The organism is Geoalkalibacter subterraneus (assembly GCF_000827125.1).
Lineage (GTDB): Bacteria > Desulfobacterota > Desulfuromonadia > Desulfuromonadales > Geoalkalibacteraceae > Geoalkalibacter_A > Geoalkalibacter_A subterraneus.
Genome location: NZ_CP010311.1, coordinates 1,915,230 through 1,935,084 on the forward strand (window position 1 = coordinate 1,915,230; position 19,855 = coordinate 1,935,084).

At 54.3% G+C, this 19,855-nt stretch carries 15 protein-coding genes; 9 read left to right on the plus strand and 6 right to left on the minus strand.

What is annotated here, in order from left to right; all coding sequences use genetic code 11:
* The first annotated feature begins 99 nt into the window (after positions 1-99).
* Together GSUB_RS08865 and GSUB_RS08870 are read left to right on the plus strand one after the other, a co-directional pair.
* A complete protein-coding gene (locus GSUB_RS08865) occupies positions 100-1,374 on the plus strand; it encodes a 4Fe-4S dicluster domain-containing protein (protein WP_040200346.1) in 1,275 nt (424 codons plus the stop codon).
* Positions 1,375-1,470: 96 nt separating this feature from the next.
* On the plus strand, positions 1,471-1,872 hold the full coding sequence (locus GSUB_RS08870) for a hypothetical protein (protein ID WP_040200347.1): 402 nt from the start codon (positions 1,471-1,473) through the stop codon (positions 1,870-1,872).
* A 179-nt stretch (positions 1,873-2,051) separates the two neighbouring features.
* Here the strand turns inward: GSUB_RS08870 and GSUB_RS08875 are convergent, their stop codons facing one another.
* Positions 2,052-3,716: a hybrid sensor histidine kinase/response regulator gene (locus tag GSUB_RS08875; protein WP_040200348.1), complete on the minus strand. Its 1,665-nt coding sequence runs from the start codon at positions 3,714-3,716 to the stop codon at positions 2,052-2,054.
* Positions 3,717-4,124: 408 nt separating this feature from the next.
* Between GSUB_RS08875 and GSUB_RS08880 the strand changes: the two genes are divergently transcribed.
* Positions 4,125-4,463 carry a P-II family nitrogen regulator gene (locus GSUB_RS08880; protein WP_040200349.1) on the plus strand — a complete coding sequence of 113 codons (339 nt, stop codon included), beginning with the start codon at positions 4,125-4,127 and terminating at the stop codon, positions 4,461-4,463.
* Positions 4,464-4,597: 134 nt separating this feature from the next.
* A complete protein-coding gene (gene glnA / locus GSUB_RS08885) occupies positions 4,598-6,007 on the plus strand; it encodes a type I glutamate--ammonia ligase (protein ID WP_040200351.1) in 1,410 nt (469 codons plus the stop codon).
* A gap of 121 nt (positions 6,008-6,128) precedes the next feature.
* Here glnA and GSUB_RS08890 read toward each other — a convergent pair whose 3' ends face one another.
* Complete coding sequence (locus GSUB_RS08890; protein ID WP_040200352.1) at positions 6,129-7,028, minus strand: AEC family transporter; 900 nt, start codon at positions 7,026-7,028, stop codon at positions 6,129-6,131.
* Between the two features lie 191 nt (positions 7,029-7,219).
* Here GSUB_RS08890 and GSUB_RS08895 point away from each other — a divergent pair, with 191 nt between their 5' ends.
* On the plus strand, positions 7,220-8,353 hold the full coding sequence (locus tag GSUB_RS08895) for a deoxyguanosinetriphosphate triphosphohydrolase (RefSeq protein WP_040200354.1): 1,134 nt from the start codon (positions 7,220-7,222) through the stop codon (positions 8,351-8,353).
* Positions 8,354-8,697: 344 nt separating this feature from the next.
* Here the strand turns inward: GSUB_RS08895 and GSUB_RS18615 are convergent, their stop codons facing one another.
* Positions 8,698-8,997 carry a YhbY family RNA-binding protein gene (locus tag GSUB_RS18615; protein WP_235269768.1) on the minus strand — a complete coding sequence of 100 codons (300 nt, stop codon included), beginning with the start codon at positions 8,995-8,997 and terminating at the stop codon, positions 8,698-8,700.
* A gap of 179 nt (positions 8,998-9,176) precedes the next feature.
* On the opposite strand from GSUB_RS18615, the gene GSUB_RS08905 reads away from it, so the two are divergent.
* Complete coding sequence (locus GSUB_RS08905) at positions 9,177-11,192, plus strand: bifunctional diguanylate cyclase/phosphodiesterase (protein WP_158414069.1); 2,016 nt, start codon at positions 9,177-9,179, stop codon at positions 11,190-11,192.
* Here the strand turns inward: GSUB_RS08905 and glgP are convergent.
* Complete coding sequence (glgP, locus tag GSUB_RS08910) at positions 11,180-12,904, minus strand: alpha-glucan family phosphorylase (RefSeq protein WP_040200357.1); 1,725 nt, start codon at positions 12,902-12,904, stop codon at positions 11,180-11,182. The two genes, GSUB_RS08905 and glgP, sit on opposite strands and share 13 nt — an antisense overlap.
* Before the next feature lie 226 nt (positions 12,905-13,130).
* Between glgP and GSUB_RS08915 the strand changes: the two genes are divergently transcribed.
* On the plus strand, positions 13,131-14,030 hold the full coding sequence (locus tag GSUB_RS08915; RefSeq protein ID WP_084211907.1) for an ExeA family protein: 900 nt from the start codon (positions 13,131-13,133) through the stop codon (positions 14,028-14,030).
* Between the two features lie 113 nt (positions 14,031-14,143).
* Entirely contained in the window at positions 14,144-15,265 is a 1,122-nt protein-coding gene (locus tag GSUB_RS08920) for a hypothetical protein (RefSeq protein ID WP_040200359.1), read from the plus strand.
* Between the two features lie 4 nt (positions 15,266-15,269).
* Here the strand turns inward: GSUB_RS08920 and GSUB_RS08925 are convergent, their stop codons facing one another.
* Entirely contained in the window at positions 15,270-16,139 is an 870-nt protein-coding gene (locus GSUB_RS08925) for a ChaN family lipoprotein (RefSeq protein WP_052464816.1), read from the minus strand.
* Positions 16,140-16,153: 14 nt separating this feature from the next.
* A complete protein-coding gene (locus tag GSUB_RS08930; RefSeq protein WP_040200360.1) occupies positions 16,154-18,238 on the minus strand; it encodes a M1 family metallopeptidase in 2,085 nt (694 codons plus the stop codon).
* Between the two features lie 302 nt (positions 18,239-18,540).
* On the opposite strand from GSUB_RS08930, the gene GSUB_RS08935 reads away from it, so the two are divergent.
* Positions 18,541-19,827 carry a TolC family protein gene (locus GSUB_RS08935; protein WP_084211909.1) on the plus strand — a complete coding sequence of 429 codons (1,287 nt, stop codon included), beginning with the start codon at positions 18,541-18,543 and terminating at the stop codon, positions 19,825-19,827.
* Positions 19,828-19,855 lie beyond the last annotated feature (28 nt).

The following is a 19,855-nucleotide window of genomic DNA, read 5'->3' on the forward strand; positions in this document are numbered from 1 at the left end:
GGTTTCGGACCCCAGACGTGAGAGATGATGAGAGGCTTTTGTGTAACGAACGTCAAATTTAGCGTACCCCTTGGCTGACCTGGCGAAAGAGACCGTTTAATGGCCCACCTGACCGTCCGCAACTCCTACCACCATTTGACGGAGCGCCTGAACCGCTTCCCGCAGGGGGCCCCTCCTTCAGAGATGCTGACCCGCATTCTCTCCATGCTCTTCAGCCCGCAGGAAGCCGAGCTTGTTTCCGATCTGCCGCTGCGACCGTTTACATCTGCAAAAGCCGCCAAGGCCTGGGGAAAAACCGAGAGTGAGGCGCAGAACATTCTGCAGGAACTTTCCTCCCGTGGGCTGCTGGTCGACATGGAGCAGAAAGGGCGGATGCATTATGTTCTGCCGCCGCCCATGGCCGGCTTCTTTGAATTCTCCATGATGCGGGTGCGTGCGGATCTGGATCAGAAACTGCTGGCCGAACTGTTCGAGCAGTACATAACGGTTGAGGACGATTTCATCAAAGCCCTTTTCGTCGATGGTGAAACGCAAATGGGCCGCGTTCTGGTGAGCGAGGACGTTCTCGGCTCGGAGAATGCTTTGCATGTTCTTGACTATGAGCGGGCAACGCACATTATCGAGTCGGCCACCGATATCGGCATCGGGCTCTGTTACTGCCGGCACAAACGCGCCCATCAGGGACGTGCCTGCAATGCAGAGATGGATATCTGCATGACCTTCAACACCGTGGCGTCTTCGCTGATCCGCCACGGGCATGTCCGTCGCGTCGAAACGAGTGAATGCAAGGAGCTTCTACACAAAGTCTGGGAGCAGAACCTGGCCCAGTTCGCTGAAAATGTCCAGAACGGGGTCAGTTTCATCTGCAACTGCTGCCCCTGCTGCTGCGAGGCGATGATCGCTCACCAGCGTTTTGGTCACCAGCATCCAATCCATACCAGCAATTACATTGCCGTGGTGGCCGATAAGTGTTCCGGCTGCGGGCGCTGCCTGCCGGCCTGCCCGGCGCACGTGATCAGCCTCGAGACAGCAGATGCCGATGGTGTTGGTCGGCGTCAGGCCGTGATCGATGAGGAACTCTGCCTGGGATGCGGCGTCTGTGTGCGGGTGTGCCGCCTGCAGGCCCTGCACATGAAGCCGCGACCAAAGCGCGTCATTACCCCGGTCAATTCCGTTCACAAAACCGTCAAGATGGCCATTGAACGGGGGACTCTCGAGCACCTTGTGTTTGACAACCAGGTGTTGTGGAGTCATCGAGCGTTGGCGGCTCTTCTGGGTGCTGTGCTTCGCATGCCTCCGGTCAAGCGCAGCCTGGCTTCGAGTCAACTCAGCTCAAGATATCTGGAGCAGTTATGCAGAAAATTTGATTTTTAAAATTTTCTAAAAAAGACGTGACAAATCTTAAAAGTCCGCTACAATTAGTAACAACCAACTTTGCATATTCCCGTTATAAAAAAAGGGGAGGGCGTCATGCCCAGGTCGCGCAGGAAAATCTATGAAGGACTTGTGGCTCTGAACGAAGAAATGTTTCCCAAGGTTTGTGGGCGCTGTGGCCAGGTCTTTTATTCGGTTGATGATTATGTGCATAAAACCAGGCGGCTTTTTTACTGCTCAGGACTTCGGCGCTATGACGAACCGAACCTGAGTTTTGTCGGCCTTTACCGCAACTGCCGCTGCGGGTCGACGCTGCTGGCCATGTTCCAGGACCGTCGCGACGAATCAGAATTCGGCATGCACCGTCGCACCCGGTTTCAGGCGGTTCTCGATCAGTTGGTTGAGGCCGGCTGGGACCGCTCTATTGCCCGGGAAGAGGTGGAAAAAATTCTCGCCGGTCAAAAAAGCACCCTGCTGGAACTGTTTCTTGCCCGCTGATTACCCTCCATCCCCAAAGCCAAAGCTTCCCCCCCCCTTGCATCTACGCCCTCCTTGTCCTATGGTGAAGTGCGCGAAATCACAGGAAATCCGAGGTGAAAATTAACGAGGTGCTTTCCGGACCGATTTCGCCGGCTATGCAGGAACAATCTGAAAGCTTCGACAGTGAAAGGGGAGGCTCAGGAAGGGGATGTTTCATCAGGCAGGGGCAAGGTGAAAGAAAAACGGCTGCCGATATTATCATCAATTGGACTTTCGACCCAGATGCTTCCCTGGTGCAGCCGCACTATTTCCTTGCAGATCGCCAGGCCTAGACCGGTGCCCTTGCGCCCTTTCGGTTCTCCGGAATCAATCTGCTGATATCGTGCGAACAAACCTTTCTGCTGTTGTGGCGGGATGCCCGGCCCCTGGTCTTCGACATCGATCCGAACGGTCGTTTTGTGCAGATATGCCCGCAAACGTATGCATCCGTCCTGAGGACTGAACTTGGCTGCATTTGTGAGCAGGTTGGCCAGAACGCGGCCCAGTTGCTGCCCGTCTGCATTGATGATGGGAAGATCGTTCTCTATCTGCAAACCGATCGAGAGGTTTTTCTCCATAAACAGGGCGGCGAGTTCCTGGGACGTCTCTCGGGCGATCTCCTCGACGGAGACCGGCAGGAGAGTCAGGGTCATTTTGCCGGCCTCGAGCTTTGAAAGGTGCAGAATGTCTTCGATGAGGGAAAGAAGGCGATTTGATCCACTTTGGATATTGCACAGTGCGCTTTTCTGATCATCGTTGATTGGGCCGAGCATCTCCTGGGTCAGAACCTCGGAAAAACCACGGATGCTGGTCAGGGGCGAGCGCAGGTCATGTACCAGCATGGAGATAAAATCGGCTTTGATCTCTTCGATCTCGTTGAGCTTGTTGAGATAGCGGGCCACAATCTCGAAACGGTCAGCGACCAGGTCGAGGGCATGGGCAATGCCTTCGGTCAATGCTCGCTCTTTTCTGTTGAACAGGCATATCAGGCCGAATGTTTCAGCACCCCGACGGATGGGCAGAGTGTGGAATATGTGAAATTCCTCGGGAAGGTCATCGTTTAATGGGGGGGATTCAGGAAAAATGAAAAGCCCTCCGGAACTCTCATAATGAGTGTTCACCGTGGGGATCTGCTTAATCATGATTTCCCGGGCCGCTGCGATAAAACCGGTTGGCATGGGTTGATTGATAGAAAATGCCAGGGTCAGTTTGTCGTGTCCCTGGCGAAGCAGGAGGGCACTTGCGTCATGACGGCAGATATCTCCCAGGAACCTGAGGAGATTTTCGCTGAGAAGTTCCGTGTCATGAGTCAAACTGGTGAATTTAAGAATTTCGTTGGAAATCGTGGACTCGTACAGGAGTCGGTCAAGGATGTCCGTAATGCGCGCCTGGATATCATCCTTGTTCAGGGTGTCTGCGGCTTGCACAGGTTTCCGAGGTGTGGGGGTGCGACCGGCAAGCACATTTTCGACCGTGTCGGCGATCAACTGCGTGTCTGAGGATTTTTCCAGGTAGAGGTCCGCCCCGGCATTTTTCCCCCAGAAACGATCATGTTGCTCGGTGAGGTTGGTCAGCAGGACCACGGGAATCTGGGCGGTTGCCGGGTCGTTTTTAAGAACACGGCACAGGTGGTAGCCGTTGAGTTCCGGCATAATGATGTCGGAGAGTACCAGATCAGGTTCGATCTGGTAGACTCTTGCAATAGCCTCCATGCCGTTTCCCGCCTTCTCGACGGTAAAACCTTTTTGTTCGAGGGCATCCTGCAACAGTGCGATTTGAGTAGGGCTGTCGTCAACGACGAGGATGGTGAAAGCCTGATCCATGAAGCCTCAACAAAAATAAATAATGGAAATAATGTTGTATACCGTTTTTAATCTTGTGATTTTATACAATATTTCCTAAAAAAAGGTCAAAGGTTTAATCTTGGGGGGTGGAATCCTGAATGATGAGATAATCATCAGGGGTGCATTGCTTCTGCCTAAAGTTTCATCAGTAAAAGGTTTTTCATCATCAACTGAACTTTTTTAAAAAATAAAATTCTCCTTTGTTTATAAGCGTTTGTATATTTTTTTGAGAGATCTTTCTGATTTGGCAATTTCTTTGCTATTGTGAATAACCGCCATCAGCGCAAGGGGCAATTCCCTTGATGGGCTGGTAATCGGTGGTTATAATTTGATCTTAAATTTTTATTACCGAAAACCTTTTATTTCACTGCCCCGGAGGTCAGACAAATGCGAAAAGTCGAAGCGATTATCAAGCCCTTCAAACTCGATGAAGTCAAGGAAGCCCTCAATGAGATCGGCATACAGGGTCTTACTGTGAGCGAGGTCAAGGGCTTCGGTCGCCAGAAAGGGCACACGGAACTTTACCGGGGCGCCGAGTATGTGGTCGACTTCATCCCAAAAATCAAGATGGAGATCATTGTGCGCGACGACCTGGTTTCGAAAGTGGTTGAATCCATTGCAGAGGCTGCCCGCACAGGTCGCATCGGTGATGGTAAAATCTTTGTAACGCCGGTTGATGAAGTTGTGCGTATTCGTACGGGAGAGTCCGGCGACGACGCGCTTTAATCGCCTGCACAGTTCTTGCTGATCATTTATTTATGGGCCGCCTTTCACAGGAACCGGCGGTTCATTCGAGATGGTTTTTATCCGCCCGGTGCGGATAAGGGCAGCAGTACTACGCCGATTTAAAGGAGATATGTATGACCCCACAAGAAGTAGTCGAATTTGCAAAAGAGAATAATTGCGGAATGGTTGATTATAAATTCCTCGATTTCGTAGGGATCTGGCAGCATTTTACCACTCCCGTCAGCGAATTCGATGAAGAGGTTTTCGAGGAAGGCCTGGGGTTTGACGGCTCTTCAATTCGGGGCTGGCAGCCGATTCACAACAGCGATATGCTGCTGATGCCTGATCCGACCACTGCGAAAATCGATCCTTTTCCCGAAGTGCCGACTTTGAGCCTTATCTGCAACATCATTGATCCTTTTACCCGTGAAGGTTACAGCCGCGACCCGCGTTTTATTGCGCAGAAAGCCGAAGCCTATCTTAAATCCACCGGCATCGGAGATACCGCTTTCTTTGGCCCTGAACCTGAATTTTTCATATTTGACGATGTCCGCTATGCAAACACCTCCAACGAATCGTTTTACGCTGTCGATTCGGTTGAAGGCATCTGGAACACCGGGCGGGAAGAATTTCCCAACCTTGGATACAAGCCGCGCCATAAAGAAGGCTACTTCCCCTGCGCCCCGACCGACTCCATGATCGACCTGCGCAACGAAATGGTCCAGGTTCTGCAGAGCGTCGGCATTCGTATAGAGGCGTCTCATCACGAGGTTGCGACTGCCGGCCAGGCCGAAATCGACATGCGCTTTGATTCTCTTCTGCGTATGGGCGACACCCTTCAGTGGTTTAAGTACATTATCAAGAATGTTGCCTTGAGAAACGGGAAAACCGTGACTTTTATGCCGAAACCCATTTACAACGATAACGGCTCCGGCATGCATTGTCACCAATCGATCTGGAAAGACGGCAAGAATCTTTTCTGTGGAGACGGCTATGGCGGATTGTCCAAAGAAGCCCTTTGGTACATCGGCGGGATCATGAAGCACGCCAAAGCACTTTGCGCCTTTACCAATCCGACCACCATCAGCTACAAGCGCCTGGTGCCTGGCTTTGAAGCTCCGGTCAACCTTGCGTATTCCAATCGCAACCGCTCGGCTTCACTGCGCATCCCCTCCACCAGCAACCCGAAATCGAAGCGGGTGGAATATCGCACTCCCGATCCGTCGTGCAACGGCTACCTTGCCTTCTCTGCACTGCTCATGGCAGGGCTTGACGGCATCGAAAATAAAATCGATCCGGGCGATCCCCTTGACAAGGACATCTACGGTCTTTCTCCTGAAGAACTCAAGGATATTCCCAACGTTGCCGGAACCCTGCAGGAAGCCCTTGATTCCCTGCGGGATGATCACGAATTCCTGCTCAAGGGAGACGTCTTTACTGAAGACGTGATCGATATGTGGATCAACTACAAGACCGAAGCGGAGGTCAACCCGGTGCGTATGCGCCCGACCCCGATGGAGTTCGCGCTTTACTATGACTGCTGATTTCGCTGCAGTTGATAATCGCGAATAAATAAAAAGCAGAAAGCCCCCGATTCATGACAGGTCGGGGGCTTTCTGCTTTTCTGTGCAACTACCCGGAAAGGGGGATAAACTTCATCCCCTGTCATTGCGGGGTAAGCAGGTAAAGCAGAAGGGTCAATGTTCCTGCACTCACCAGTGTTGTGGTCAGGATGGTGCCTGCTACCAGGTCCGGCCGTACGCCGAAGCGCAATGCGTAAAGCAGGGGCAGGACTGCCGATGGGGTGCTCGTCTGCAATATGACGACGGATCGGGGCAACCCCTTGATGTCAAGAAGTACGGTCAACCCCCAGGCCAGCAACGGGCTGACGGCCAGGCGGGTGAGGGTGGCCAGCGACAGAAATCCGACTCGCTTCTGCCATTTGGTTCGCGCCAGTTGCATCCCGAGCATCAGCAGCATAACGGGGATTGCGGCCTGTCCAACCAGATCGATGGGGCGCAGCAGAAAGGTCGGCGGAACCCAGTCAAGCATTTTGAATAAAAACGCCAGAGCCACGCCGTGGAAGATGGGGATTTTTGCCATGTTGAGCAAGGCGGTGGAGAGCGAGCCTCTGGACCCCTGGGCGATGACGATGGCCAGTGTCCCCAGTGGAATATTGAAAAGAACAAACGTCAGTACGCTGACTTCCAGGGCGGCCTCGCCGAAAGCAAAAAAAGTCAGAGGCAGGCCGAAGTTACCGACATTCATCATCACCGTTGTCAGCAGCAGCGCGCTGCGACTTTCGCGGTCGAAGCCTGCCGCTCGGGCGATCAACCAGGAGAAACCGTAGAGGGCAGCTGTGTAGAGCACCATGAACAGAAACAGGTCGCCCGCCAGGGTCAGCTCGAATTCCCGTTTCATCAGGGCGGAGAAAACGAGAGCCGGGCAGAACACATAAAGCGAACTGATGGTCAGAGTGCGAAAATCCAGACGCGCAGTTTTTTCCAGCATGATGCCGGTACATACGATCAGAAATACCGGGAGGACCACCTGAACAAAGAGCATTTCAGCCTCATCACCCGCTTTAATTTGTGATAACTCCGATGAGCGGCAGGTTAGCACGCGCCGCGCCCGGCGAACAACGTCTTTCAGATCACGGGTTACGGGTTATCTTACGTCTGGCCTGCTTCGATTCCGTGTGCGATAATCATTTTTTTCTCTGTCTCTCAGGCCCAACCAGCGAGGAAACTGCAATAATGGAACGCCCCGATCTGGCCCCTTATGCGACACGCGGCAGCGACAGCCGCGGGAGACGTCACTCCGAGACGTTCAAGGATGGACGCCCTCCCTTTGAACGTGATCGCGACCGCATCATCCATTGTGCCGCTTTTCGGCGGCTGGAGTACAAAACCCAGGTATTCGTCAACCATGAGGGCGATTATTATCGCACTCGTTTGACTCACTCGCTGGAAGTTGCGCAGATCAGCCGCGGCATTGCCCGGCAGCTTCACCTCAATGAAGACCTGGTGGAAGCCCTGGCGTTGGCGCATGATCTTGGTCACACACCCTTCGGGCACGCGGGGGAAGAGATTCTGAACCGCAAGATGGAGAGTGCCGGTGGTTTTGAGCACAACCGACAATCACTGCGCATAGTCGAGCTTCTTGAAGAACGCTATCCTGGTTTCAGCGGCCTGAACCTGAGTTGGGAAACACGCGAAGGGATCATCAAGCATTCAAACCGAAAGGATTTTTCGGCGCAGGGTGTCGAGGACGAGTACGCTCCCCGGGAAAGGCCGACTCTTGAGGCTCAAATCATCGATCCGGCTGATGAAATTGCCTACAACAATCATGATATTGACGATGGCCTCAAGTCCGGATATATCCAGTTGTCCGATCTCTCCCGGGTTGATCTCTGGCGGGAAACCTGGGAGATTGTCGCCGGCAAGTTCCCTCGTATCGATCAGGAGCGACACATCTATCAGACCATCAGCCATCTGATCGGAACACTGATTCAGGATCTGGTGGAATATACCCTCGCAAAACTTTCCGAACTGAAAATTAACTCGGCGGCAGATGTGCGCTGCCAACCCGAAAATATCGTCTCTTTCAGCCCGGAGATCGCAAAAAAGAACCTCGAACTCAAGCGCTTTTTATATAAATATCTTTATCGTCACCACAAGGTCGAGCGCATGCGGGTCAAGGTTGAACGTATTTTGACCTTCCTCTTTGATATCTATGCTGAAAACAACAACCTGCTGCCGTTGGAGCAGCAGCGAAAATTTGAAAATTACGGCACACAACGTGTCATCTGCGATTATATCGCCGGAATGACTGATCGCTACGCTTTTGATGAATACCGTCGTCTCATGGAGCCCTATGAGCCTGTATGATTCGTATAATTTGATTGGACTGGCACAACTTGCAATGATATTATCCCGCACTCCGGCATGCTTCTGATCATAGATTTCTATCGCAAAGCCCTCTGGCGCAATGAAGAGCGCCTGAATGAAATGGTACGCGGTGTTTCGGCCACGACCGGAGAGGCGTTCTTCTGCCTGTTGACGCAGAATATGTGTCGGACCGTCGGCGCTGATTATGCATTTATCGGTGAGTTGATCGGTCCTGAACGAGACAGGGTGCGAACGGTCGCGATCTATTCCGACGGGCAGGAGGTGGAGAATTTTGAATTCGACCTCAAGCAAACGCCTTGCGAAATTGTCGTGAACAGCGGACCTCAGAGCTTTCGCAGCCGAGTCCGTGAGCTTTCCCCTCTGGGGCATCCTCTTTGCAACTTGATTTTGACCAGTTCGTGGGCCACGAGTGATTCATCGGTTGATTCCACCAGGTTGTCGGTAACCCCGTCTTTCCCGACCATGATCACAGCTTCAAGATGATGACCCAGCGATCTCAAATAGCGCGCCTGCTTGCCCGTCAGTTTTATCTCAGCCACTTTCAGATTTCTCCTTGGTGAAAATTTAAATTTCAGGGAACCTAACACGCCTTCTGCGGGATTGCCAAGCACATTATCTGTCATTTGACGCATTCACCTTTTAGGATAATCTTATATCAATTCATTCGCCGTGCAGCCTTGTCAAATCTCCTTGAATACAGCGGAAATCCGGTTTGTTTTTCAGGCCGGGCCCTCAACGGTGCGGCTTAAGGGGTGTGTTCATGGGTTTATTCAACTTCCGGAAGGAGGCACAATCTCACGGATTGCCGCCTTCCAATCGCAAAGTGGCTTTCAGGATAGTTCTGCTGTATGTTGGCGCCGCTCTGCTCTGGATTATTTTCTCTGATCAATTCCTTGCCTTTCGATTTAAAGACCCTTCTTCCCTGAGTCGATTTCAGACCTACAAGGGGCTGTTTTTCATTGTCGTTTCCGGTCTTTTCCTCTATTTCCTCATCTGGCGCTACCTCTGTGCGTTGGGGGCTGCCGAGGGTCGCCTTCTTGTGGCTTCTGAAGCGGTCACCACCCAGACCGGCGCAAAATTTTTCTCCATGTTGACCGACCACCTGAGTCGCGTCCTGAAAGCCGATTGCGCTATGGTCGCCGCAGTCTCTCAACAGGATCCTGAGGTTATGGAAATTGTCGCCATATCCTGCGAAGGCGATGATGTCTTAAATCAGAAATTCACCATGAAGAACACGCCGTGCGAACACCTGACGCGGGACCAGGTCTGCTATTGCCCCTTTGGTGTGCAAGGAAAGTTGCCGCAGGATCACCCTCTTTCGCAGCTTGGGATCCAGAGTTGCCTGGCGATGCCCCTGGTTGATGCCCAGAAAGGAACCCTTGGGGTGATGATGGTGCTGAGCCGCAGGCCCTTCCCGGATCGCTCCGCAGGCGAATCAATCATGAAAATATTTGCATCGCGTGCCGCATCTGAATTGGAGCGATGCCGCAGCGAAGAAAAAATCAAACGCCTCGCCTACTATGATCCCCTGACCGGTCTGCCCAATCAGCAGCGTTTCAGCGAGTTGCTTGATGAAGCGCTGCGTGAGGTCGGATCTCCAGGCCAACGCCTGGCCCTGGTCTATCTTGATTTTGATCGATTCAAGACGATCGCGCGGGCTTTGGGGATAGATCTGAGCAATCAGGTCCTGCGTGATGTGGCTTCACGTCTGCAGGCCATGACTCCGCCAGGGGGAGTGACCGCCCACCTGAAAGGGGATGAGTTTGCGCTGTTTCTCAGGTGCAGCGGGTCGCTGAACCCGCTGGATGAATGGCTTAAAGAGTTGTTGAGTACCTTTCAGGCACCTGTTCGCATCGCCGGGCACGAACTCTATGTCACGGTCAGTCTCGGCGTCGCTGTTTCGCCGGACGATGGCCAGGATGCCCAAACTCTGCTGCGTAATGCAGATGTGGCCATGAGTCGCGCCAAAGCGCTGGGTCGAAATAATTTTCAGTTTTACAGTGCTGAAATGGGACAGGTTTCCTTTCAGGCCATGGTACTTGAAAATCGCCTTTTTCGTGCCATGGAGCGCGAGGAGTTTCTGTTGCTTTATCAACCTCAATGTCGGCTTGACAACGGGGTGATCGAGGGGATGGAGGCTCTCGTCTGCTGGAAGCAGGATGGGCACTCGCATTATTCGCCGTCCGATTTTATTCCGAAGGCCGAGGAGACAGGATTGATCGATCCCCTTGGGGAATGGATCCTGGAAACCGCCTGTGCCCAGAATCGCGCCTGGCAGCAGCAGGGACTCCCGCCGCAGCGAATCGCTGTCAATGTCAGCGCAAGGCAGTTTCACCGTCGGGATATCGTGGAACTTGTGGCGCGAGTCCTGAAAAAAACGGGTCTGGAACCGCGCTGGCTTGCACTTGAACTGACCGAAAGCGTTCTTTTTCAGGATATCGCCGATACTGCTGAAACGCTGGGTAAACTCAGAGAATTGGGAGTGCATCTGGTTATCGACGATTTCGGCACCGGCTACTCATCCTTGAGCTATTTACAGAATTTCCCCATCGGTACGCTGAAAATCGATAAATCCTTCATTGCCGGCATCCCCGGTGATAGCGGCGCCAGCACCATTACTTCGGCGGTGATCGCCATGGCCCATCATATGGAAATGGATGTTATTGCCGAAGGGGTGGAGACCCCAGAGCAGAAAGCCTTCCTGCGGGACAAGGGGTGCGATAAGATCCAGGGATTTCTGTTCAGCGAGGCGTTGGCTCCGCAGGATTTTGCCGCTCTTCTGTCCCGTACATCCGACAAGACGGCTCAGCGTATATAGGCTTCCGTCACATAGCGGCGCATCATGACATGGGTGTTGAAATAGTAGGCATTTTTGCTGACGGCGTTTTTCATGACGCGAATCCATCCGGCCCGATCCTCGTAGTATCGCGGGATGATCTTTTTCTCGAGTTTGTCGTAGAGGTCGCGGGCATCTTCCTGGTCGCTGCCGTTTTCCGCCAGACTCTTCTCCCGGGGCGGAGGACCGATTGCCCAGCCAGTCACGTCTTCGATATGCCCTTCGATCCACCAACCATCCAGAATGCTGAAGTTGGGCACACCGTTGAGTGCTGCTTTCATGCCGCTTGTCCCCGATGCTTCCAGAGGCCGTTTGGGAGTATTGAGCCATAAATCGACGCCCGGAATCAGGCGGTACGCCACATCCATGTTGTAATTCTGCAGAAAGACGACCTCAATTTTCCCTGACAGGGAATGAATCCCCTCGTGAATGCGATGAATCAGTTCTTTCCCCGGCGCATCATGGGGATGGGATTTGCCGGCGAAAACCAGCTGCAGCTTTCCGTTTCCAATGTCCACCAGGCGTTGAAGGTCGGAGAAGATCAGGTCAGCCCGCTTGTAAGTGGCGTAGCGTCGGGCGAAGCCGATGGTGAGAATTTCCGGATCGAACTTTTTACCGGTGGTCTCTTCAATAAAAAGCGTCAAAAAGGCTTTGGCCCCCTGGTGCGCGTCCCAGAAATCCTCATCGGAGATGGTGTCGACCCGCACCAGCAGTTCGGGCTCGAATGCCCAGCCGGGGAGGTGGCGATCATAGAGTTGGACGAAGAAGGGAGATGCCCAGGTGAAGGGATGGATGCCATTGGTGATGGCATGAATTTCGAAGCCGGGAAACATGCTTTGCGAGATTTCGCCGTGCTTTTTTGCGACACCATTGACATAGCGGCTCAGTTTCAGCGCCAGTATGGTCATGTTCAGAGAATCCTTGCCGATAAGGTCGCGCAAAAGGGCAAAGGGCACGATCTCCGGAAGGATCTTCTCCACCACCGGCCAGGGAAACTTGTCGTGACCGGCTGCCACCGGCGTGTGCGTGGTGAATACACAACGGTCCATGACCTGCTGCACATCCCATGAAGCGCGCTCGTTGAGCGTATTTTCAATGGGGGCGCGTATGTTGTTGAGCAGCTCCAGAGTGAGCAGGGCCGCATGGCCTTCGTTCATGTGATATTTACGCACCGTAAAATTGAGAGCCGCCAGCATGCGGGCGCCGCCAATCCCCAGAACAATCTCCTGCTTGAGGCGGTATTCGGAATCGCCCCCATACAGGGTATCCGTCAAGCGCCGATCCGCCTCGGTATTTCCTGGGATATCGGTGTCGAGGAAGATCACGGGAACAACCCCGCCCGCCGGGCTTTTCACGCGATAAAGCCATGGCTGGATCTTGACGTCACGCCCCTCGATCGTCACCAGGGTTTTGACCGGCAGCAGTTCGAGAAGCCTTTCCGGATTCCATTGTACCGGGTATTCGTGCTGCCAGCCGTCGGAATCGATCTGCTGGCGGAAATAGCCCTTGCGGTGCAGCAGGGTGACTGCCACCATCGGGACTTTGAGATCCGCAGCGCTTTTAATGGTGTCCCCGGCAAGCACTCCCAGACCGCCGCTGTAAGTCGGGATTTGGCCACTCAGGCCGATCTCCATCGAAAAATAAGCGATCCGCGATTCCCAGGCGAAACTCTTCCAGGCGTTGTGTTTGTCCATGATCAGCCTCTTTTTTCTGTCCCTGTTTCAACTCTTCTGAACGTTGGGATAAGATCTTGGCTCGAAAATCCAAGAATAGCAGGAATTCCAGGCCTTGACAGGATCTTTCCCGGGAGAGCGGGCTTGCAGCGCAGTTTACTCTTGAAAAACAACCGGAACTGTGGGAAGTTAAAAAGGTTTATGACTCACAAAAACCTTTTCTCGGCCCGGCGGCCTGGATGACATTATGTACCTTGATCATTACGGCCTTAAAGAAAAACCTTTTTCAATTACGCCCAACCCCCGATTCATCTACTTGAGCAAAAACCACAAGGAAGTGTTCGCGCACCTGCTCTATGGCGTGCGCGACCAGGCTGGGTTCATCGTGGTGACGGGGGAGGTGGGCACAGGCAAGACGACCGTTCTGCGCACCCTGCTGGGGGAATTGCAGGAGGCGCAATACTGCCTGGCCTTTATCTTCAACCCCACTGTTTCGGCGCTGGACCTTCTGCGCAACATCAACCGCGAGTTCGGCATTGATGCCGATGGGGCGAATAACTCCAACCTGATTCGCGTACTCAATGATTTTCTCCTTCAAATGCGGGGCGAAGGGCGAACTGTCGTACTGGTGATCGACGAGGCTCAGAACCTGGAGCCTTCCGTTCTTGAGCAGATTCGCCTGCTTTCCAACCTGGAGACGGATACGGACAAACTGATTCAGATTATCCTGGTGGGGCAGCCCGAACTCAATCAGGTCCTGCAGCGCGACGACCTGCGCCAGCTCAACCAGCGCATTACCGTACGATATCACCTGCAACCGATGGATTTTGGGGATACCTGCGATTACATTGCCCATCGGCTGCGTATCGCGGGAGGAACAGCGCAGAAAGTTTTTACCGATGGGGCCCTTAAGAAGATTTTCTCTTTTTCCCGGGGCTATCCGAGGCTGATCAATATTCTGTCCGATCGAGCGTTGCTGGTCGGATTTGCCGAGGGGTGCCGCGAGGTGGACGCGCGCATGGTGCGCACTGCGATCAGGGAAACCGGTCACCAGGTTCGCCGTTTTTCTCAACGTTCTCTGGCCTGGTGGGGGGGAGGCGGTCTTGTGGCCGTTGCCGTGGCTCTGGGTGTTTACTTCCTGACGTAATCTATAGCAGATGCATTCTTTCTGATGACCGTGTCGAATCCCCGCATTTCCTGTATTTGTGCAGCGGCGGCCGTTCGACATTTTTTCTACGTGCATGCGGGAGACGGAACATTATGAGCTCTATTCTTAAAGCTCTGAAAAAACTTGAAGAACAGAAGTCGGAAAAGAAAGAGGGTGCGGTTAATATCGCCCGCGATATTCTGCGCACCAGTCGCAATGCAAAAAAAGCCGAAAACTGGATTCTGCCGACGGCGGTCGTCGCTCTTCTGTTGACGGGGGCGATGGTCGCTTACTTCCTGGTTGGCGGCTTTTCTCCTGATTCGGAATCGGAGTTCGTACTGCCTGTTGCTGAGGTCGAGAAAGAAGCAACACCTGCTGAAGTAACAGGCCCTTCACAGGTGGAAACTGAGGAAGGTCAGAATGCGGCGGCAGCAGGCGAAGAAATGGTCGCTGAGACCGAAGCGTCTGCACCTCCTTCCGAAGCAAGGGCTCCCGTCGTCGATCGACCTGAAGCTGTCTTTGCCGGAAAATCCCAGCCCGAGTCTTCGGCCGCCGGTAAGCAGGAGTCCGAAACCCCACTTTCGGATGGGGCTGTTGCGGCAACACAGAATGCCGGGGCCAGCGCGGCACGTGTCGCCGCCGATGAGGAAACGATACGTCATCAGAAAGAAACCGCTGCGACCCTGAAAGAAACCGCTCAGGTTCTCAAGGCGACAGCGGAATCACTGCGCGAAAAGGCAGAGCAGGCTCGCCAGGCTGCCGTCGCTGCGCGGGCCGCCGAACAGTCAGTGGCTTCCGGCGGGGGATCGAGAGCCGCAGCATCCGTCACAACGGTGCGCCTGTCTTCCGCATCGGATACTTCTGAGGGCACCGAGCCCCCGACCCGACACGTCTACCGCCCCTCGGACAGCGGGGCAGCAGGCGGTTCCGCCAAGGCCGCTCTGTCGAAAGGAGAGGCTGCGGATCAGGAGGAATCTCTGCCCCGGGTTCTGACCTCAAATATGGAGTCGGGAAAATCACGCTGGACGACAGCCTCAGCGGCTGGTGCATTTCCCGAACTCAAAGTAAGCGAGATCCATTACCAGTACGACGTCGAAAACCGCCTTGCGGTGGTCAATGACCTGCCGGTGATGGAGGGGACGGTCATCGACGGCGCCCGTGTCGACCGCATCCTCAAAGATCGTGTTCGTTTTATCTTCAACGGCCAGTATAAAGAAATCCGCGTCTCCAGGTAGAACTTTACTCCATTTGTCCCCATCCCTGCGGGCCGGAATCGAGCCAGAGGTAATCCGCGTCCCGCAACTGGGCGCTGGTTCGATCGATGCGGCCCCTGACTTCGGGGAGAATAACTTTTTTGTAGCTTCGGTCCGCAATCTGGTCGAGCTGGTGGGCAATGCCGTGCTTCCATGAGTGGCCGCTGCCCGCCAGGACCACCAGGGTGGTTTCGGGGTGGCGTTCAAGATAGTTGTCGATATTGCGCGCCATGACGGCATCCCACAGCAGCTGGGCTTCGCAGAAGTAGATGAAGTCGGGTTGTCCATGGCCGTGCCCTCCAAGGGCGCGGCGGATAAAATCCTCATAGGCCGGATCGACGCGGCAGCTGACCCCTTCAAGCCCCTCACGCTGCCCTTCGGTGAGGCTCTCAAAGCCGCTGCGCGCCACCTGCCTTGTGACAGATCGATTGACATTGAGGGCCACCATCGGCAGGTTCCGGGAACGGGCCTCGATAAATATGGGACGATAAATAGGCCACATGCTCCAGTTCTGATTGTAGGTCAGAACGAATCCTTCCTCCGTCATCTCACCGGCGACCCACTTATCCAGGGCGCCCTGATAATCCTGCTGGAACATCTCCAATCCGACAGCAACAGATTTTCCCAACCGGTTCAATCCCCGAATGACTTCGAGCTGCATCCGGTGGTGCCCTTCATGGTCATGAAGTTCGCCGATGAAAATCACCTGCGCATTTTTGAGCTCCTCCAGAAGCTGGTTAAAGTCGAGATCCTGGTTTTTCTCAATATCCAGAATGTGGGGGTGGGCCTGAGCGTCGATCGAGAAAAAGCACAAAGATGCTGCAACAAAAAGGCTGATAAAAACTCGGAACACCATATGCTTACCTCATGTTATCTGAAGTTGTGTATCAAGGGTGATCTGCGGATCTCCCAGGTTCCTTTGTCCTGATTTTCTCCCTGCTCGAACGCCAAGAAGCTGTATTTCCCGTAATGGGGGATTTTACGCGCGGCAACGCGCGCTTCCGCCTCCGAGAAGGGCACGAAATAAGCCCAGGTCCGCTGCGGATCCTGATTCGGCGAAAGGGCAGCGAACAGAGCCACGTCGGGGCCGCTGTAATGCCTGCCATGCAGTGTGAACCCCTTTTCGTCGATCTCGATTCCCGGGTGATCCCGCAGCGGTTCGGTAAACTTCTTCGGCAGTCCGAAAAAGAGCACAACGCCGCCTAGCTTTTCCACCTCCCGGCGGGAAATGTCGCTCTCGGACACGACGGTCGCATCGGGCCGGTTCATGGCCTGAAGCAGCAGGCTCGCCGCCTGTGCGGTCTGCTCGGGCAAATCGTCTGCGACCACCACTGTCAACTCACCGGCGCCCCGAACGGAATTGACGATCGGCGGAACCTCTTCGGCGGCAAGTCTCCGAAAAATATGCGCTTCCGGGTCGACCACAAGACGTTTCGGGATCCGGTCGGTTTCAAAGACAAACGTCTGTTCACGCCCATTCAGCCTGACCCTGTTATCGACGGCGGCGGCATCTGTCTCGAACCGAACGTCTACTTCAAGGTCATAAACCGGGTCATCCTGTACAAGGGCCCCTTTGATTCGGGTTACTGAACCGCTGGTCACCGCTTCAACCGCATCGAGACGCAGAAACGGTGCTCCCTCTCGCTTGACCCATTGATCGAAAAAACCGGTCATGTCCTGCTCCCCGAATCGCCCCAGTGTCCGTGCAAAATCGGACCAGTCGATTTTTTTGAACATGGATTCTTCGGCAATGGTCCGCAGAGCCTTCCAGAAAGCCTCGTCTCCCACCTTCTGGCGGGCCATGTGAAACACCATGGCCGACTTGCCGTAGCCGATGGCCTGGGCGGCGCGGCTGTCGCGGCGCGTGAAACGCTTCAGGGGAAAGTCGTTGTCCTTTGAAACCAGCGCGGCATAATCGCGCAAGACCTTGAGGCGGTAATTCTTTGCATCCTCCTGCGAGCTGCGTTCCTGGTAGAGGTAGTCGGCAACGTAGGTGGTGAGCCCTTCGGACCAGTTGCCGTGCCTGAAATCCACACGAACGCCGGTTCCCCACCAGGAATGGGCGATTTCATGGCCGAGGCTGGTTTCGACGATGAAGGGAAGGTGCACGACGCTGCTGCCGAGCAGGGTCCAGGAGGGGAAGCCGTAGCCGGTCGGGAAAAAATTCTCCACCACCGCGAATTTGTCGAAGGGGTAGGGGCCGAAGAGATCCTGGTAGAGTTCCAGATACTCTGCCGCTGCATCCAGGTAGGTCTGCGCCAGGTGGCGGCTCTGCGGATAAAAGAAGGTATAGACCGGAACCTTACCGGCCATTTTCTCATCCAGGGTGTATTCACCGGCCGAGATGCTCAGCGAGGGGATGGCATAGGAGGTTTCCCAGGTCGTGGTGGAGCGTCCGTCCGTGGTCTGTTGTTCAACGAGACGTCCGGAGGTGACGGCGAAGGTCCCTTCAGGGGCCGTAACCCGCACATGAAAGCGGCTGCGGCTTTCTGGCTGATAGGGATACCATCCGGCGCCGCCCCCCAGGAAAGTGCCCTCCGGGGTGATGGTTGCGGCGACGCCGTAAGTCGGGTCTTCGGTATTCAGAGGTGCGCCGTGCGGCGCAGGATCGTCGAAAAGCCCTGTGTAGCCGATGGCGATCTCCACCGATTCAGCGTCCTGTTGATCACCAAGATCGATGGTGAGCCCTCCTCGCTGAAAGGAATAGGGCGCCTGCCGTCCGTCGATCTGGACACTTTCGATATCAACCTGGGTCGCGAGAAAGAATACCGCTCTCTTTCCCCCCTGCGGCCGGTATGTAATCTTGTCGACAGCAGTCAGGCGGCTTTGCTGCGGCTGCAGGGTGAGATCGAGAGCGTGCCGCTCAATGACTCCCGCGGTCACGGGTATCGGCAGACCGGCACAGAAGACAAAAACGCACAGGGCGATAGCCATTTTAAGTGCTGTATTTTTCATGGGCCAAATTATAACTCGACTGGTGAAAATTCCAAGACTCGCAAGTGATCTATGATTATTTTCCAGGAAAATTTTTCCAAGTATTCAAAGGCGTAGATGTTGTCAATGCTGATCGGAATTGTAGAATAATCTCTAACATGGTGTTGAATATTCTACATCCTTACGATCAGAAAAAAATGTGAAATGCTATGAAATGACTAAAGTTTCGACCAATTTTTGAAATATGGGTTTCGGCACGCTCCGTGTAGAAGAACAAAGCAGAACGGACAGGATCGATTCGTTGATCCGCCAACAGGAGTTTGATGATGGGACGCATAGTGTTGTTGATGATGACTTTAGGTTTTCTGCTGACCTCCTTCAGTGAATCCCCCGCGCAGGAGAGTGATGCTGCTTCACCGTCTTTGCAGGCATTGATCGACGAGGCGTTGACCCACAATCCGGAACTTGAGGCTGCCCGGGAGCGCTGGGAGATGTTTCGCCGCAAAGAATTTCCGGCCCAGACCCTCAGTGATCCGCGCCTGACTTTTGCCCTGAGCAATTACCCGGTTGACACCTTCAGCAGTGATGACACGCCGATGACCGGCAATGATTTGCGCATCGACCAGGCCTTTCCCTTCCCTGGAAAACTCAAGGCGCGAGGGGAGGCCGCCCGCCAGCAGGCTCTCTGGTACAAAGGCGTTTATGAAGATGCGCGCCTGCAGCTGGTGATGAAGGTCAAGGATGCCTGGTATCGAATCTTTTATCAGGATCGCGCCATTGACGTGACGCAGAAGAACATGGCGCTGCTCGATGATTTTATCCGCCTGACCGAAACACGCTACGAGGTGGGCGAGGGGCTGCAGCAGGATGTGCTTAAGGCCCAGATAGAGCGATCCAAACTCTTGGACAGGCTGTATACCCTGCAGCAGGAGCGCGAGAGTCTTCTGGCCGAGTTCAACCGTCTGCTGGCGCGCCCTTCGGCAACGCCGCTGACTGTGCCGAAAGATATCCCGGAGCAGCGATTGGAGGTGAATCTTGAGGAGATTCAAGGTGCTGCCGAGGAGCATCGTCCGCTTTTTGCCTCCTACCGTGCGTTGATCGGGCAGTACCAGTCGCAGAAGAAGCTGGCGGAACTTGATTACAAACCTGATTTCAACCTGTTTGCCGGGTATCGCTTTCGCGACGACGACCTGCCGGACGGCGGGACCGATTTTCTCAGCGCCGGAATCAGCATCAATCTGCCGGTCTGGCGGGAAAAGAGATCCGAACAGGTGGCAGAGGCCGATTCGGGGATCCGAATGGCGCGCAGTCAGTTCGAAGATTTCCGCCACCAGGTTCAATCACGGGTACACGATGCCTATGCCCGTGTTGAGAAAAACCGCACCCTGGTCGAATTGTTCGATTCAGGCATCCTGCCCCAGGCCCGCCAGACGTTCGAGGCCAGCCTTGCGGCATACCAGGTGGGCGATGTCGATTTTCTGAGCCTGCTGGACAGTCTGATGACCCTCTATCGCTACGAAATGGATTTTTTCCGTGCCGTTTCCGACCACCGGCGGGCGTTAGCGGTTCTCGAAGCCGCTTCAGGACGGACAGTCCCTGCTGAACAGTAACTAAATATCCATCTAAAGGCTTGAAACC